General features: G+C 72.2%; 11 protein-coding genes and 1 pseudogene. 9 read left to right on the forward strand and 3 right to left on the reverse strand.

What is annotated here, in order from left to right:
• Positions 1-387 precede the first annotated feature (387 nt).
• The 4 genes from ACZ5PB_RS24640 to ACZ5PB_RS24655 are packed head-to-tail and all read left to right on the forward strand — an operon-like array spanning position 388 to position 5,385.
• Entirely contained in the window at positions 388-1,158 is a 771-nt protein-coding gene (locus ACZ5PB_RS24640) for a redox-sensing transcriptional repressor Rex (RefSeq protein ID WP_468693912.1), read from the forward strand.
• A complete protein-coding gene (locus ACZ5PB_RS24645; RefSeq protein WP_468693913.1) occupies positions 1,155-2,729 on the forward strand; it encodes a glutamyl-tRNA reductase in 1,575 nt (524 codons plus the stop codon). Before ACZ5PB_RS24640 ends, ACZ5PB_RS24645 begins: the two co-directional genes overlap by 4 nt.
• On the forward strand, positions 2,726-3,700 hold the full coding sequence (gene hemC / locus ACZ5PB_RS24650; protein ID WP_468693914.1) for a hydroxymethylbilane synthase: 975 nt from the start codon (positions 2,726-2,728) through the stop codon (positions 3,698-3,700). The genes ACZ5PB_RS24645 and hemC overlap by 4 nt, the downstream gene beginning before the upstream one ends.
• Positions 3,697-5,385 (forward strand): bifunctional uroporphyrinogen-III C-methyltransferase/uroporphyrinogen-III synthase, encoded by a 1,689-nt coding sequence (locus ACZ5PB_RS24655; RefSeq protein WP_468693915.1) that lies wholly within the window; start codon positions 3,697-3,699, stop codon positions 5,383-5,385. The genes hemC and ACZ5PB_RS24655 overlap by 4 nt, the downstream gene beginning before the upstream one ends.
• Before the next feature lie 112 nt (positions 5,386-5,497).
• Here the strand turns inward: ACZ5PB_RS24655 and ACZ5PB_RS24660 are convergent, their stop codons facing one another.
• Positions 5,498-6,364, reverse strand: coding sequence for an ANTAR domain-containing protein (locus tag ACZ5PB_RS24660; RefSeq protein ID WP_468693916.1), 867 nt, complete (start codon positions 6,362-6,364; stop codon positions 5,498-5,500).
• A gap of 121 nt (positions 6,365-6,485) precedes the next feature.
• Here ACZ5PB_RS24660 and hemB point away from each other — a divergent pair, with 121 nt between their 5' ends.
• Entirely contained in the window at positions 6,486-7,478 is a 993-nt protein-coding gene (hemB, locus tag ACZ5PB_RS24665) for a porphobilinogen synthase (RefSeq protein WP_468693917.1), read from the forward strand.
• Positions 7,479-7,675: 197 nt separating this feature from the next.
• Positions 7,676-11,971, forward strand: coding sequence for a hypothetical protein (locus ACZ5PB_RS24670; RefSeq protein ID WP_468693918.1), 4,296 nt, complete (start codon positions 7,676-7,678; stop codon positions 11,969-11,971).
• Positions 11,972-12,016: 45 nt separating this feature from the next.
• On the opposite strand, the gene ACZ5PB_RS24675 is transcribed toward ACZ5PB_RS24670, so the two are convergent.
• Positions 12,017-12,775 (reverse strand): DUF4232 domain-containing protein, encoded by a 759-nt coding sequence (locus ACZ5PB_RS24675; RefSeq protein WP_468693919.1) that lies wholly within the window; start codon positions 12,773-12,775, stop codon positions 12,017-12,019.
• 184 nt (positions 12,776-12,959) lie between these two features.
• Here ACZ5PB_RS24675 and ACZ5PB_RS24680 point away from each other — a divergent pair.
• A pseudogene (locus ACZ5PB_RS24680) lies at positions 12,960-13,127 on the forward strand (helix-turn-helix domain-containing protein); the annotation flags it as partial.
• Positions 13,128-13,823: 696 nt separating this feature from the next.
• Positions 13,824-14,651 carry a hypothetical protein gene (locus ACZ5PB_RS24685; RefSeq protein ID WP_468694165.1) on the forward strand — a complete coding sequence of 276 codons (828 nt, stop codon included), beginning with the start codon at positions 13,824-13,826 and terminating at the stop codon, positions 14,649-14,651.
• A 23-nt stretch (positions 14,652-14,674) separates the two neighbouring features.
• Here the strand turns inward: ACZ5PB_RS24685 and ACZ5PB_RS24690 are convergent, their stop codons facing one another.
• Positions 14,675-15,094, reverse strand: coding sequence for a winged helix-turn-helix transcriptional regulator (locus tag ACZ5PB_RS24690; protein ID WP_468693920.1), 420 nt, complete (start codon positions 15,092-15,094; stop codon positions 14,675-14,677).
• A 67-nt stretch (positions 15,095-15,161) separates the two neighbouring features.
• Here ACZ5PB_RS24690 and ACZ5PB_RS24695 point away from each other — a divergent pair, with 67 nt between their 5' ends.
• Positions 15,162-15,554 (forward strand): YybH family protein, encoded by a 393-nt coding sequence (locus ACZ5PB_RS24695; protein WP_468693921.1) that lies wholly within the window; start codon positions 15,162-15,164, stop codon positions 15,552-15,554.
• Positions 15,555-15,574: the final 20 nt, after the last annotated feature.

The following is a 15,574-nucleotide window of genomic DNA, read 5'->3' on the forward strand; positions in this document are numbered from 1 at the left end:
TGGGCGTGGGGTGTGTGGTTTAGCGGGGGTCAGCCCCCCCTTCTGTCTTTTCCACCCCCCGGGGGGTAGACGGGGTGGGCAAGGGGGCTCGGCACGCGGCCCCGCCGTCCAAGGGGGCTCGGCGCGCGGTCCCCCCGCCCAAAGGGGCGGGGCGTAGTGGCGGCTTCGCCGCGCGAGGGGGCGGGGGTGTAGCGGCTCCGCGGTCCGACGTGGAGGGGGTGGGATGGTTCCCGGGTGGGGGGTTCGGGGGGCGTGACGCCGGTCACTTTGGTGGGACAAAACGGGCACAATCTTTGTGCACGCGTTCACAAAGACATAGCCTGCATCCGACGGGGCGGTCTTGGGACATACGGCCGCCTGCAGCCCCGCTCATCCCGCAGGAGCACCGTGGCAACTGGCCGAAATCACCGACCGGCGACCCGTAGCCGAGGCATTCCCGAGGCCACCGTCGCCCGACTTCCGCTGTATCTGCGCGCCCTCACGGCGCTCTCCGAGCGTTCTGTGCCGACCGTTTCGTCGGAGGAGCTGGCGGCGGCAGCGGGGGTCAACTCCGCGAAGCTGCGGAAGGACTTCTCGTACCTGGGTTCCTACGGGACCAGGGGTGTCGGGTACGACGTCGAGTATCTCGTCTACCAGATCTCGCGCGAACTGGGCCTCACCCAGGACTGGCCGGTCGTCATCGTCGGTATCGGTAACCTCGGTGCGGCACTGGCCAATTACGGAGGGTTCGCCTCCCGTGGTTTCCGCGTGGCCGCGCTGATAGACGCCGACCCCGCGATGGCGGGCAAGCCGGTCGCCGGGATTCCGGTCCAGCACACGGATGAGCTGGAGAAGATCATCGCTGAGAACGGTGTGTCCATCGGGGTCATCGCGACCCCCGCGGGCGCTGCTCAGCAGGTGAGCGAGCGGCTGATCGCCGCCGGTGTGACCTCGATCCTCAACTTCGCGCCGACGGTGCTGCAGGTGCCGGAGGGTGTGGACGTGCGGAAGGTGGATCTGTCGATCGAGCTGCAGATCCTGGCCTTCCACGAGCAGCGCAAGGCCGGCGACGCGGAGGCTGCCGCCGCCGCTGCCGCAGCCGTGCTGCCGCCGCGTGCCGCCGACGGCTCCACCCGGAAGGGACCTGACGGGGACGTGCCCGCCGTGATGCCGGCATGAGCCTCCTGGTCGTCGGGCTGAGCCACCGCAGTGCCCCCGTCAGCGTGCTGGAGCGTGCCTCGCTCGCCGGGGACGCGAAGGCGAAGCTGCTGCAGGACACCCTCGCCTCCGAGCCGGCCGCCGAAGCGACGGTGCTGGCCACCTGCAACCGCATCGAGCTGTACGCCGACGTGGAGAAGTTCCACGCCGGGGTGGCCGAGCTGTCCACGCTGCTCGCCCAGCACAGCGGGGTGGGGCTGGAAGAGCTGACCCCTTATCTGTACGTGCATTACGAGGACCGGGCTGTCCACCACCTCTTCTCGGTGGCCTGCGGGCTCGACTCGATGGTGGTCGGCGAGGGGCAGATCCTCGGGCAGATCAAGGACGCGCTGGCGCTCGGGCAGGAACTGCACACCGCCGGACGGCTGATCAACGACCTCTTCCAGCAGGCGCTGCGGGTCGGCAAGCGGGCGCACTCCGAGACCGGGATCGACCGGGCAGGTCAGTCGCTGGTGACGTTCGGACTTGAGCAGCTCGCCGACGGGGCGCCGGTGGCCGAATGGGCCGCGGGCAAGCGGGCGCTGGTGATCGGTGCGGGCTCGATGTCCTCGCTGGCCGCCGCCACGCTGGTGCGCGTCGGGGTCGCCGAGGTCGTCGTCGCGAACCGGACCGCCGAGCGGGCCGAGCGGCTCGCCGGGATCCTGAACCAGTCCGGGGGTGCCGCGAGGGCGGTGCCGATGGACGAGGTGGCCCGGGAACTGACACGAGTCGACGTCGCGATCTCCTGTACGGGGGCGACCGGACTGGTGCTGACGGTGGAGGACGTGGCCGGTGCGCTGGGCGTGCCCGCCGACACCGCCGCCAGGGCCACGGAGCCCGACTCCGGCCACGTACCGCAGGCGCGCACCGAGCCCGACGCCAACTCCCTTGAGCTGCACGGCTCCTGGGCCGACAACGGGGAGCTGGCGGCCCGTTCCGTACGGACGCCGAAGCCCGCCGGGGCCGAAGGTGCCGCCGTACGGCTCGCGCTGCTGGACCTCGCCATGCCGAGGGACATCGACGGCGCCGCGCACCGGCTCGACGGCGTGCGCCTGGTGGACATCGAGTCGCTGGCGGACGCCTCGGCCGATGCCCCGATGGCGGCGGATGTGGACCAGGTGCGGGGAATCGTGGCGGATGAGGTGGCCGCATTCGGCGCCGCCCAGCGCGCCGCGCAGATCACGCCTACCGTCGTCGCGCTGCGCAGTATGGCCGCCGACGTGGTCACCAACGAAGTGGCGCGGCTGGAAGGCCGGCTGCCCGGGCTCGACGAGAAGCAGCGGGCCGAGATCACCCAGACCGTACGACGCGTGGTGGACAAGCTCCTGCACGCGCCGACCGTACGGGTCAAGCAGCTCGCCAGCGAGCCCGGCGGTGCCGGGTACGCGGACGCGCTGCGCGAGCTGTTCGACCTCGACCCGCAGGCGGTCGCGGCCGTGAGCCGGGCCGACCGTCCCCTGGGCGGGCTGCCGGGCGGTCCGTCGTCGGGCGGCACCAAGGAAGACCTCAACGACACCACCGGTGCCGAGAGCGCGAAGAGAGGGCGGGCATGACTGATGCCGCTAAGGCCGGATCGGCCTTGAAGCTGGGGACTCGGCGCAGCAAGCTCGCCATGGCCCAGTCCGGACACGTCGCCGATGCGGTGCGCGAACTGACCGGCCGCGAGGTCGAGTTGGTGGAGATCACCACGTACGGGGACGTCTCGAAGGAGCAGCTCGCGCAGATCGGCGGCACGGGTGTCTTCGTGACCGCCCTGCGCGACGCCCTGCTGCGCGGCGAGGTGGACTTCGCCGTCCACTCCCTCAAGGACCTGCCGACCGCGCAGCCCGACGACCTGGCCCTGGCCGCCGTGCCGGTCCGCGAGGACCCGCGCGACGTGCTGGTGGCGCGGGACGGGCTGACCGTCGCGCAGCTGCCCGAGGGGGCGCGCGTGGGCACCGGTTCGCCGCGCCGGATGGCGCAGTTGAACGCGTACGCCCGCAGCCACGGGCTGAGGATCGAGACTGTGCCGATCCGGGGGAACATCGACACCCGGGTCGGATACGTACGAAACGGCGAGCTGGACGCGGTGGTACTCGCCGCCGCCGGGCTCCGCCGGATCGGCCGCGTCGACGAGGTGACCGAGTTCCTGGACACCGACCTGATGCTGCCCGCCCCCGGCCAGGGGGCACTGGCCATCGAGTGCGCGGCGGTCAACGCCGACCTCGCCGCCACGCTCGCCGAGCTCGACGACCCGCACACGCGGTTCGCCGTGACGGCCGAGCGAGCCCTGCTCGCCGCTCTGGAGGCCGGTTGCAGTGCGCCCGTTGGCGCCCTGGCCGACCTGTTGATTGACGGGCAGATTGTCAATGAAATGCGCCTGCGCGGAGTTGTCGGCTCGACCGACGGCGCCGAGCTGGTGCAGCTGTCCACTACCGGTCCCGTACCCACGTCGCACCACGCCGCGGAGGCTTTCGGGCGCGAACTCGCGTCCGAGATGCTCGCCAAGGGTGCGGCCGGTCTTATGGGGGAGCGAGCACTTTGAGCCCCACCACAACCTCTGCATCCTCGACGTCCTCGGTGTTCTCCGCACCCGGCCACGTCACCTTTCTCGGTGCCGGCCCCGGTGATCCGGGCCTGCTGACACTGCGCGCCGTCGAGGCGCTGTCGAGCGCCGACGTACTGATCGCCGAGCCGGCCGTGCTCGACGTCGTGCGCGCTCATGCGAAGGCGGGCGTAAGCACGCCTCAACTGGCCGTAATTGACGACTCATCAGTAACTTCGGGCACGGCTGCGATCCGGACGCCGATGTCGTCCAAGGTCGTGGTCAATCTTGTCATGGAGGCCGCGCGCAGCGGCAAGCGGGTCGTCCGTGCGGTCTCCGGCGACCCCGGCCTGGACGGGAACGCCGGGGAGGAGATGCTCGCCTGCGCCGCGGAGGGCGTCGCCTTCGAGGTCGTCCCGGGTGTCGCCACCGCTGTCGGGGTGCCCGCCTACGCGGGTGTTCCGCTGCGGGACGCGTCCGGCGCGGACGTGCGCTTCGTGGACGCCCGCACGGCCGACGAGCGGTGCTGGAGCGAGGTCGGCGCGAGCGACGCGACCGCCGTCGTCTCCACCACCCTCGACTCGGTGGCCGCTGCCGCCGGTGAGCTGGTCTCGGCGGGCCGCAAGCCCGACACCCCGATGACGGTCACCGTCGCCGGTACGACGACGCGCCAGCGGACGTGGAACGCCACGCTCGGCACCGTCGCCCAGGTCCTCAAGCAGGCCAAGGTGCTGCCCTCCCCGGAGGGGCACCAGCCCGTCATAGCCGTGGTCGGCGAGCGCGGTGCGGCCGCCCAGCGCGACCAGCTGTCGTGGTTCGAGTCGAAGCCGCTCTTCGGGTGGCGGGTCCTCGTACCGCGTACGAAGGAGCAGGCGGCCTCGCTCTCCGACCAGTTGCGGTCCTACGGCGCGGTGCCGCACGAGGTCCCGACGATCGCCGTCGAACCCCCGCGCACCCCGCAGCAGATGGAGCGGGCGGTCAAGGGGCTCGTCACCGGACGGTACGAGTGGATCGCCTTCACCTCGGTGAACGCCGTGAAGGCCGTACGCGAGAAGTTCGAGGAGTACGGGCTCGACGCGCGCGCCTTCGCCGGGATCAAGGTCGCGGCCGTCGGCGAGCAGACCGCCGCCGCGCTGGTCGAGTTCGGTGTGAAGCCGGACCTGGTGCCGAGCGGGGAGCAGTCCGCGGCCGGGCTGCTTGAGGACTGGCCGCCGTACGACCCGGTCTTCGACCCGATCGACCGTGTCTTCCTGCCGCGTGCGGACATCGCGACCGAGACGCTGGTCGCGGGGCTGATCGAGCTGGGCTGGGAGGTCGACGACGTGACGGCCTACCGGACCGTGCGCGCCTCGCCGCCGCCGGCGGACACGCGTGAGGCGATCAAGGGCGGTGGCTTCGACGCCGTCATGTTCACCTCGTCGAGCACGGTGCGCAACCTGGTCGGCATCGCGGGCAAGCCGCACAACGTCACCGTGATCGCGTGTATCGGCCCGGCGACGGCCAAGACCGCGGAGGAGCACGGGCTGCGGGTCGACGTGCTGTCGCCGGAGCCCTCGGTGCACAAGCTGGCGGAGGCGCTCGCCGAGTTCGGCGCGGCGCGCAGGGCGGCGGCGATCGAGGCGGGCGAGCACGTGGCCAGGCCGAGTGAGCGGCGGCCGGGGTCGCGGCGGCGTCGGACGACGTAGCGGCCGGTGTGTGTGGTGGCTGCCTTAAGTGGTGAGGGCGGGCCGGGGACTTCCCCGGCCCGCCCTTTCGCGTCTGGCTTCCCTGACTGTCGGAAGGACTGTCGGGAGCCGGTCAGCGGCGGCGGCCCGGGGTGCCCCGGTGGCGGGTGCCCTGGGCGTGCAGGAGCTCCAGGGCGTCCAGCAGGACCGTGCGGTTGTACCAGGAGAGCCACTGGCCCGCCTGCGCGCCCAGTTCGTCCATGGCCTTGTGCTGGGAAGGGGTGAAGCCCTTGACCGTACGGTCGAGGTGGGCGGAGACCATGCCCACGCAGACGCCGTTCGGGGTGACCAGGGGCGCGCTGTGCGAGGCGAGGCTGCCCGCGTCGAGGATCGCCTGCCGGGACGGCTCGTCGAGTATCGGGTCGGACGCGATCTCGGAGATGGTCACCTGGGCGACCTCCTGGGCCGCCTTCGCGCAGGAGGTGCCCTCTTCGCCGACGTGCGCGAAGAAGTCGACGAAGTCGTCCGAGAGACCCGTGTGGTGTTCGAGGCGCAGTCCGCCGCGGACCCGGTCGGGCAGTTGGACGTTGCCCATGTCGGTGTCGAGGACCGCGAGGGTCTGGCTCAGTACGGAGCGCAGTACGGCGCCCTGGCTGGGTCTCGCTCCGTTCTGGACGTCGACGTCCTTGGCCGCCTCGAAGGTGAGGGGCGGCGCGGGCAGGCGCACCCGGCGCGGGAACCAGAGCGGGGCGCGGGGATCGGGCGCCGGGGTGCGGACGACGGCCTCGACGAGCAGGCGCATCCGGATGTTGTGCCGCTGGGAGACGTTCTGGAGGAGCGCGAACGCGGATTCTCCGTCGGGCAGGGCGTAACGCTCCTGGAGGATGCCCTGGGCCTGGGCGATCAGGGGGTGGGTCCGGGTGCGGGCGCGCAGATCGCGGACCTCGGCGCGGAGGCGGGCCAGTTCGGACAGTTCGGCTCGTTCTGGGTGTTCGGTCACGGCTGGTCCCTCCGGGGTGGGTGTGAGTGGGGTGGTCGCTGGTGCGTGGACGGGGCGGTGCCGGTGCGGGACCGGCACAGTGTCGGCAAAGGGGGCTGCGGGGCGGGCGTAGCGTTGGCGTATGACTGTGTATGGATCCTTTCCGGGGGCCAGGCCCCGACGCCTGCGGACGAATCCGACCATGCGGCGCATGGTGGCCGAGACGCGGCTGCATCCCGCAGACCTGATCCTGCCCGCCTTCGTACGGGAGGGGATCCGCGAGCCCGCCGCGATCTCCTCGATGCCCGGGGTGTACCAGCACACGCTGGACACCCTGCGGAAGGCCGCGGTCGAGGCCGTCGAGGCCGGAGTCTCGGGAATCATGCTTTTCGGTGTGCCCGAGGAGTCCAAGAAGGATGCGGCCGGAACCATGGGAACCGATCCGGACGGCATCCTCCAGGTCGCGCTGCGCGCGGTGCGCGAGGAGGTCGGCGACGACCTGATGGTCATGTCCGACCTGTGTCTGGACGAGTTCACCGACCACGGGCACTGCGGAGTCCTCGACGACCAGGGACGGATCGACAACGACGCCACCCTGGAGCGCTACGCCGAGATGGCCCAGGTGCAGGCCGACGCGGGCGCGCACGTGGTCGGGCCGAGCGGCATGATGGACGGACAAGTCGGGGTGATCCGGGACGCGTTGGACGGAATCGGGCGCGAGGACGTCTCGATCCTCGCGTACACCGTGAAGTACTCCAGCGCCTTCTTCGGGCCGTTCCGGGAGGCCGTCGGGTCCTCGCTGAAGGGCGACCGCAAGACGTACCAGCAGGACCCGGCCAATGTGCGCGAGGCGCTGCGGGAGCTGGCGCTCGACCTCGCGGAGGGCGCCGACATGGTGATGGTCAAGCCGGCCGGACCGTACCTCGACATCCTCGCCAAGGTCGCCGAGAACTCGGACGTGCCGGTGGCGGCGTACCAGATCAGCGGTGAGTACTCGATGGTCGAGGCGGCGGCCGAGAAGGGCTGGATCGACCGCGACAAGGCGATCATGGAGACCCTGACCGGGATCAAGCGCGCGGGCGCGCACATGATCCTGACGTACTGGGCGGTGGAGGCGGCGCGGGCGATGCGCTGAGTGGTGGGGGGTGGGGGTCGGTCTTCCGGCCCGTACCCGAGGCGTGGCCCGTGTGTACGAGGAGGTAGCCCTCCTCGTACACGCGCAGGTGCGCACCGGGGATCTCGCATCCGGGGGCCGCGACGCAGTCCCGTTCGTGGTGTCCGTGCAGGTGGGGGTGGGGGTCGGGGCGTTGTCAGTGGGGCTCCTTACAGTGGATGGACTGGTCGGGAGCGGGGGCGGTTCGGGTGCTGTGGCGGGTCGAGGTCGATGGGTATGTGACGGGGCTGGACGCGGAGTTGGCGTGGGTCAACCGCAATCCGCGGGGCGGAAAGCTCAAGGGTGTGCCCAAGGTGCTGGAGGGGCATCCGGAGCTGGCGGGGATGCGGCGGCTGAAGCGGGCGGCCATCGAGCATGCGGAGGAGTGTGCCCGCCGGGCGCAGGAGTGGGCGGCGGCAGGGGTTTCCGTACCGGAGGAGCTGGCGGCGGCCGATCCGGTGTGGCGGGAGGCGTTGGAGGCGGCGGGGGTCCGGCTGCGGGACGGTGACGGGGCCGGTGACGAGGCCGGGGTGGTGGGCGGGCTGGTCGCGCGGGTTTATGCGCATGCGGTCACCGGGCACCGGATCGTGCAGGTGATGACGGAGGAGACCGCGCCGTACCGGGACGTGGTGAGGGTGCACCACGGCTGGGAGCGGGTGGCGGGGTTCGGGACGGGGATACCGGACGGCGGCGCGGAAATGCCGTTCCCGGAGCGGGCGTTGGCGGCGCATCCCGGAATGGTGGAGACCGTGCTCGGCGCGGCGGACGGGCTGCGCGAGTGCGGTGCGTACAAGAAGAGCATCGACGCGTTCCTCAAGGGGCTGGAGAAGAGCGATCCGGTGCTGGTCCCGCTGTTCCTCGACGCGGCGGCGGAGGCCTGTCTCGTCGGCGAGTACTTCTCGGACCCGGACGCGGCGGCGGCCTACTTCGGGCGGGCCAGGAAGGCGGAGCGGGAGCGCGGACACCCGATGGACCAGGCGTGGGTACGGGACCGGTACCTGCGGTACGCCGACGCGAAGGCCCTGTCGGCGACGGCGATGCGGGCGCGGGTGAAGGAAGTGGCCGTGAAGGGCGGCGGCTGCACGGTCGAACGGGCGCGGGAACTAAGGGAGTTGGCGACGCGGCGGGCGGCTGCCGGCGGTGGGGACGGCGGGGTCTATCCGCAGCTCGCGGCGGATGTGCGCAAGGCGGCCAAGCTGGCCGGGCTCGACCCGGAGGAGGAGCTGGCCGCGCTGCTCGTCGACTCGGGTCTGACGCGGGACATCCGGCTGCACCTGGGGGACTTCTGGGGGGATGTGCTCAAGGGCGGCCGGGCCTTCGAGCTGGCGGTGGAGCGGGACGGGGAGGCGTTGCGGGCGGAGGTCCTGCGGAAGGTCCCGGGCTCCGGCGCGGCCGCGCACCGGCTGTGGGCTGAGGTGGTCGAGCGCAGTGGGGTGATGGCGCAATTGGTGGGCGATGAGCCGGGGTTGGCGAGGGGTGAGGCGGCTCGGTGGCTGGGGCGGTGCCTGGCCGGGTTCTGTGTGCGGGCCGGGGTGAGTCCGATGCTGTACGAGCTGGCGGAGCGGCTGGCGCCGAGGATGGCGGCCGACGGGGTGGCGGTGGACATCGGCTGCTTCGAGCGGGGGCGGAGTGCGGGGTGCGGGCTGCCGCTGGACCTGATCGACCTGCTGCTGGAGCGGGGGGTGCCGGTGGGGGATCCGGCGAAGTGGCTGGGCGAGTTCCCGGTGGCGAAGTTGCGGGTGGAGCGGCGGCCCGAGCTGCGGTTCGTACGGGCGGACGCGAGGTTCGCCGGGGAGCTGCGGGAGCTGCTGCGGGCGGTGCTGGACATGCGGGGCGGGGTCACCGTCGGGGGCAACAGCTGGTACCACCCGCACGAGCAGAAGGGGTGGCCCGAGCTGCCGGGGGCCTTCGCGAACGAGCTGGGGCTGGAGGTGGTGGGGGAGTGGTTCGCGGAGGAGCGGAAGCGTCTTGCGGCCGGGCCCTCGCTGGAGGAACTGGCGCTGCTGCTGGGGCGGTTCGTGCATGCCGGGGCGGTGGTGGACGCGGTGGGTCCGGAGGCGAGGGCTGCGGGGGCGGCGGAGTTCGCGGCGGTGGATGTGGTGGGGCTGGTGCTTGCGGAGCTGGGGGGAGTGGGGAGGCGGGAGTTGGAGGGGCTTTTGGAGGGGGTGGGGGTGAAGTCGGTTTCGGCCTGTGAGCGGGCTCGGTTGGGGGATCGGGACTACCTGGTGCAGGTGGGGGCCAATTGTTTGGTGGGGTTGGAGCGGTTGGTGGGGAGGTTGGTGCCGTTGGAGAGGGTGGCGGGTGGCGGTGAGGAGGCCGGGGGGTCGGGGGTGGGCGGGGGCGAGGTGTGCGACTCCGTCGGGGGCCGCCCCCTTGCCCACCCGTTCCGCCCCCGGGGGGCGGCCCCGCTGCCCAAGGGGGCTGGGGAGCGGGGGGTGGGGGCGGCCCCGCTGCCCGAGGGGGCGGGGAGGGGCGGTGTGCGGAGTGAGCTTGGGGGGGCTTGTCAGGGGCTTGTGGGGGTTGTGGAGGATGCGGGAGTTGGTGTGTGGAGTGGGGACTGGGCTGCGCCGAGTGCCAAGTTCAAGGTGAGTTACGGGTCGTGGCGGCGGATGGAGAGTCTGCATGCCTTTACCGCTCGGCAGGGGCTGAGTCAGGATCACTGGGGGCGGAGGCAGCGGGGGGCCGTCGTGCAGGCCGCCGAGTTCGCCGAGTACGCGGAACTGCCCTTCGTCGGTGGCGGTGACGAGCACGTCGGGCGGTGGCGGCTCGTGCGTACGGAGCGTTCGGCGGACCGGGTCGGGTTCGTCGGGGAGGTGTACCGGAGCGCGACCTCGGCCGCCGTGGTGCTGGACAGCACGAAGGACTGCCGGGTGCTCCTGGAGTACGCCCCCCAGGGTGAGTTCAGCGAGGACGGGCCGCTGGCCGCAGCCGGGGAGAAGGTGCTCCGGGCCCATGTCCTGTCGCCCCAGCGGGACGCCGCCTGGTACGCCCGGTTCGCCGAACTCTTCGCTGAGCGGGGGCACGTCCCCGCCCGTCCCGAGGCGGCTGCCGTGCTCGCGGAGCGGATCGGCGTATCGGTGACGGACGCGGCGCTGCTGCTGGTGGGCCACCTGGACTGTGCTCCGTATCAACTTCCCGTCTCCAACCCGATGTTCGGCACCCGTGCCTGGGCGGCGCGCTGGGGGCTGAAGGACGCGGAGGTGGACCTCTCGGCGGACGGGCTGCGCGGTGTGCTCGACCGGGACGACGTGGCCGCGTTCTACGACCGGCTGCTGCCCGACGACCCCGAGGTGCTGTGGACCGAGGGGCCGGACGTCGAGCGGGCGGTGCGCTGGTGGCGGGAGCGGTTCGGCGAGCCGCTGCCCGTGCCGGTGGAGCTGATGCCGCTGGCCGCCAAGGAATGCGTACGGCCCAAGGGAGAGGACGCGCACCCGCGCAAGCGGGACCGGAACCGGAGTTGGGGGAGCGGGCTGTGGTGGCCGCCGTTCCGGATCGGCGCGGTGGTCAGGCGGGTCGCCGCCGGGGCGGCGGTGCTCGACGACGGACTGCATGTGCTCGCCGGGCCGCCCGACCTGCTCGGCCCGGTCCGGGTCGCGGCCTGGCTGGCGTACCGGACCCCGATGGGCGACCCGCTCCGGCCGGCCGTCGGGGCGGCGATCGGCCGGCTGCGGGAGGAGCTCGCGGCCGGGCCAGGACCGCTGACCCTCTTCTCCGTACAGTCCAACTACCTGATGGGTGCCGCCGAGTCGCCCGAGGCGGCGGGGCTGACCACGCATCCGGCGGTGACGGTGGAGGACGACGCCACGTACGACATGCGCAATGTGCGGGTCGACCCGGCGCTGCTGTCCGGGGCGGACGACCCGGTCCTGGACCGGCTGGACGACTACCTGGACTCGGTGCTGCCGTCGCAGTGGGTTCCGGCGCGGAACGGGCTGCCGGGGGTGGCGGACCTGCGGATCCTGCTGTCGGCGGAGTTCGCCGAGCTGGGGGCGGGGCTCGTGGGAGAGGCGGTGGGTGCCGGGGGTGCCGAGTGTGTCGGGGCCGGGGGGTGGGCGCAGGATCCGGCGCGTTCGGTGCCGTGGCTGGTGGAGGCGTGTGCGGCGGCGTACGGGCTGAGCGACGGGGCGGCGGCGTACTTCCTGATGCTGGCCGCGCTGCCCGATCCGACGGACCGGATGGTCAAGCAGTGGACGGGCTGGAGCCCGGCGCGCTTCAAGGCCGTACGGGAGGAGCTGGCGGCTTCGGGGCGGGTGCTCCAGGTGACCAGGTCCCGGGCAGGGCGCGGGCTGTTCGTGGAGGGGGCGTGGCAGGAGCGGAAGGTGCCGAGGCTGCCGCTGGAAGCGGTCAAGGCGCGGTTGCTCGGGCCGACGGCGGTGGAGCGGCGGTCGACGATGCACATGGTGACGGTTCCGCACGGGTCGGTGGCGGGGTTGTACGAGAGGTGTGCGGCGGGGCTGGGGTTGGTGGCGGAGTGAGGGGGTGGGGGCGGGTGTGGGGGCCCGCCCCCCGGGTGGGGCCCGTCAGAGGGTGTTGACGCTGTCGAGGTCGGACTGCCAGAAGGAGACCTTGAGGGAGCTGTCGATGTAGACGCCCTTGGTGGGGAGGTCGACGTCGGTGAAGCCGTCGACGTTCTTGTTGGCGTGGTCGTAGTAGCCGATCTGGAGGGTCTTGGCCGTGCTGCCCGTGTCGTCCTTCTCGTCGGCCCGGGACAGCTTGACCGCCGCGTACGCCTTCTCGCCGGGCTTGATGCTGACCACTGCCTGCGGGCGGGTCTCCTCCATGGCCGGCGGGACGGACTGGGCGCCCTCGAAGCGGACGACCGGGAAGTAGTAGAGGTCGCAGAGCTTCGCACCGGCGTTGGTGGCCGTGAGGATCATGGTGTTGAGGGGGCGGTCCACCACCTGGGCGGTGACCTCGATGTTGGAGTAGTCGCAGACTTCGCGGTTCTCGGGGGCGTGGGGGTCGGTGTCGTCGGTCTTTCCGCCGGGCTTGGTGTGGGTCTTTTCCGTGCCGTTGTTGCTGCCGCCGTTGCTGTTGCTGCCGCCGTTGCCGGTGGTGCCGTTGTTGTTGCCGCCGTTGGTGGAGCCCTGGCCGGGCTTGGAGGTTTCGGTGGGCTTGTTGTCGGGGGCGGGGGAGGAGGCGGCGGGGGCCTTGGTGCCTGCGGCTCCGGCGTCCTTGGCGCCCTGCCCGTTCTCGCAGGCGGTGAGCGAGAGCGTGGCGAGGAGGGCGACCGCGGAGGCGGCGAACAGGCGGGGGCGGCGGGTGATGCGTGCAGACATGGCGGGGCTCGCTTTCGTGCGGACGGTGAAGGAAACGGGGCCGCTCGACCGGGTGCCGGGAGCGGCGTGTTTGGATGACCAGAGCTTGTGGGCAAGTGCGTCCCGGTGGCCAGCGCTGGCGGGGAGTTGGGGACGCTGGAACGTTCGTACCGGCTGTGAGCTGGGGTTTTGTGGGTGCCCTGGAATGCCGGGGTGGGATGGGAGAACGGTGGCAGGGCCAGAGGGAACGACCGAGTTCGCGGAATCACTGCGTGAATTGAAGGGGCGTTCGGGCCTCAGCTATGGGGTGTTGGCCAAGCGGCTGCACATGAGTGCGTCGACGTTGCACCGGTACTGCAATGGGGATGCGGTGCCGACGGAGTTTGCTCCGGTGGAGCGGTTGGCGCGGCTTTGCAAGGCTTCGCCGAGGGAGATGGTGGGGCTGCATCGGGCTTGGATTTTGGCTGATGCGGAGAGGGGGAAGGGGAGGGGGGCTTCGAGAGTGGGGGTGGTTTCGGAGGGGGTTTCGGGTTCGGGTCCGGGGCCAGGTCCGGAGGGAGTTGAGGGGGGTTCTGCGGGTGGGGCGGAACCGGGGCCGGGCGGGAGCGAGGAGCTCGGCTCCGCCGGGGGCCGCCCCCTTGCCCGCCCGTCCCGCCCCCGGGGGGCGGCCCCGCCGCCCAAGGGGGCGGGGGCGGGGGTGGGGGTGGGGCCCGGGTCCGAGGAGGCGGGGGTGGGCTCTGCGTCCGAGGGGGCGGGGGTGGGCCCTGGGGCCGAGGGGGTGGGCGGTGTTGTCCCGGCGGGTGAGGAGGCGGGCGGCGTAGCGGCTTCGTCGTCCAAGGGGCCGGGTGGTGTAGCGGCTTTGTCGTCCGGGGAGGCGGGCGGACTGAGGGCTTCGTCGTCCGAAGGGGCGGGTGGGCTGGGGGATTTGTCGGGTGATGGGGCGGGGGGTCGTAAGCGGCGGCGGGCTGTGGTTGTTGCTGTTTTCGCCGTGCTTGCTGTTACCGCGGGCGCCGTGCTCGCCGTGAGTCTGTTGCCGGGGGAGCGGGACGGCGGTCCAGGGAATCGGCCTGTGCAGGCGGGTTCTTCGCTGCGGCCGACCGGGGCGGGCGAAGCGCTGCCCGGGGTCCCGGAGCAGTCGCCCTCCGGTTCCGCGTCGCCCCGGTCGACCGGTTCCGCCGTTCCCTCCAAGGGTGCCGACGGCAAGCCCAAGGACGTCCCTTCCGGCAAGCGGCCGAGCCAGGGCAACGGCAGTGGCGCGACGGTCACCCGTGACACGCCCTTCTCCGTGGCCACCCGGGCCTTCGTCTACGAGAGCCCGTGCAGCCAGTACTTCCTCGTCGACAGCGAACCCGCCCGCGTCTCCACCCCGGCCAACGAGCAGGACGCCCCCGGCTGGGCCGCCTCCGCCGGGGCGGTGTCCGCCGACAACCAACTGGTGGGACTGACGCTCCAGGGGCGGTCCAAGTCGACCGTCGTACTGGAGGCGCTCCACGTACGGGTCGTACGGAGCGGGCCCCCGCTCCCCTGGAACCGGTACGCGATGGGCAACGGGTGCGGGGGCGGCGTCGACACCAAGTCCTTCGCCGTGAACCTCGATGCCGGGCGGCCCACCGTCGTCACGAAGGCCGGGCAGCGGGACTTCCCGTACAAGATCAGCGAGTCGGACCCCGAGGTCTTCTACGTGAAGGCGGGCGTCCAGGCGCACGACGTCAGCTGGTACCTGGAGCTGGAGTGGTCCAGCGGGGGCAAGCGCGGCGTGCAGAAGATCGACGACCACGGCAAGCCGTTCCGTACGAGCGGCTCCGCCGGCCGGCCCGCGTACGTCTACCCGTTGGGGACGACTGCCTGGGAGGCCGAGCCGCCGAACGACGACACGGGGGACGGGCCGGGGGCATAGGCGCTGTGTGACCGGTCCCGTTACTACGACGCCGGGGCATCACCGGCACCGGCACCGGCCGCTCCCCAGTCCCACAACGCCTGGAGTACGGGGCCCAGCCGGCGGCCGTGCGGGGTGAGGCGGTAGCTGACGGTGGGCGGCCAGCCCGCCGTCCGGTGCTTGTGCACCACGCCCGCGGCGACGAGCTGGGCGAGCCGGTCGCTGAGCACCTTGTCGGAGATGCGGGGCAGACGTGCCGCCAACTCGCTGTAGGAGCAAGGCTCCTGGCGTTCCTGGCGCAGGAGTTCACGCACGACGAGGGTGGTCCAGCGGCCCTGGAGGGCCGCGAGGGTGATCTCCACCGGACAGCTGGGGGTGGGGGTGGTGACGTGGGTGTGGTGGTCGTCGGGCAGGCCGGGGGGCCGGGGGTCCGGCGGGGCGTGGCCAACCGTTCGGTGAGTCACGGGTGCGTCTCCTAGCGTGGTCGCGTCACGGGCGCCCACCCGCAACGTACGAACAGGAGACGCCACCATGACAGATCACGGCACTCGGCCCGCTTGGTCGCCCCGCCCGCTGCCGACCCGCCCACAGGACGTACCGGCCGCGTTCGCCGCGCGGTTCAACAGCGGTGACGCCGGGGCCGTGCGGGAACTGTACGAGGCGGGAGCCGCCTTCGTACCGGAGAGCGGGACCGCCGTCCACGGGACGGACGCCATCGCGCGGCAGAACGCGCCGTTCCTGGGGCTCGGGCTGCCGATTTCCGTACGGACGCGGCGAGTTCACGTCGCCGGGGACATCGCCCTGCTGATCGTGGACTGGGAGATCGAGGGCGGCCGGGTGTCGGCGACGGCGACGGACGTGGCCCGCAGGGGCGGCGACGGGTACTGGCGGTATGTGATCGACAGCCCGTTCGGCGGGAGTTGATCCGGTGCGGGGCGGCGGGC

The sequence above is a fragment of the Streptomyces sp. NPDC032721 genome, assembly GCF_055579625.1.

Excerpts from the sequence above, each read along its gene's own strand:
- ACZ5PB_RS24645 (WP_468693913.1), top strand. The coding sequence starts at position 1,155 with ATGAGCCTCCTGGTCGTCGGGCTGAGCCACCGCAGTGCCCCCGTCAGC.
- hemC (WP_468693914.1), top strand. The coding sequence starts at position 2,726 with ATGACTGATGCCGCTAAGGCCGGATCGGCCTTGAAGCTGGGGACTCGG.
- hemB (WP_468693917.1), top strand. The coding sequence starts at position 6,486 with ATGACTGTGTATGGATCCTTTCCGGGGGCCAGGCCCCGACGCCTGCGG.
- ACZ5PB_RS24670 (WP_468693918.1), top strand. The coding sequence starts at position 7,676 with ATGGACTGGTCGGGAGCGGGGGCGGTTCGGGTGCTGTGGCGGGTCGAG.
- ACZ5PB_RS24675 (WP_468693919.1), bottom strand. The coding sequence starts at position 12,775 with ATGTCTGCACGCATCACCCGCCGCCCCCGCCTGTTCGCCGCCTCCGCG.
- ACZ5PB_RS24695 (WP_468693921.1), top strand. The coding sequence starts at position 15,162 with ATGACAGATCACGGCACTCGGCCCGCTTGGTCGCCCCGCCCGCTGCCG.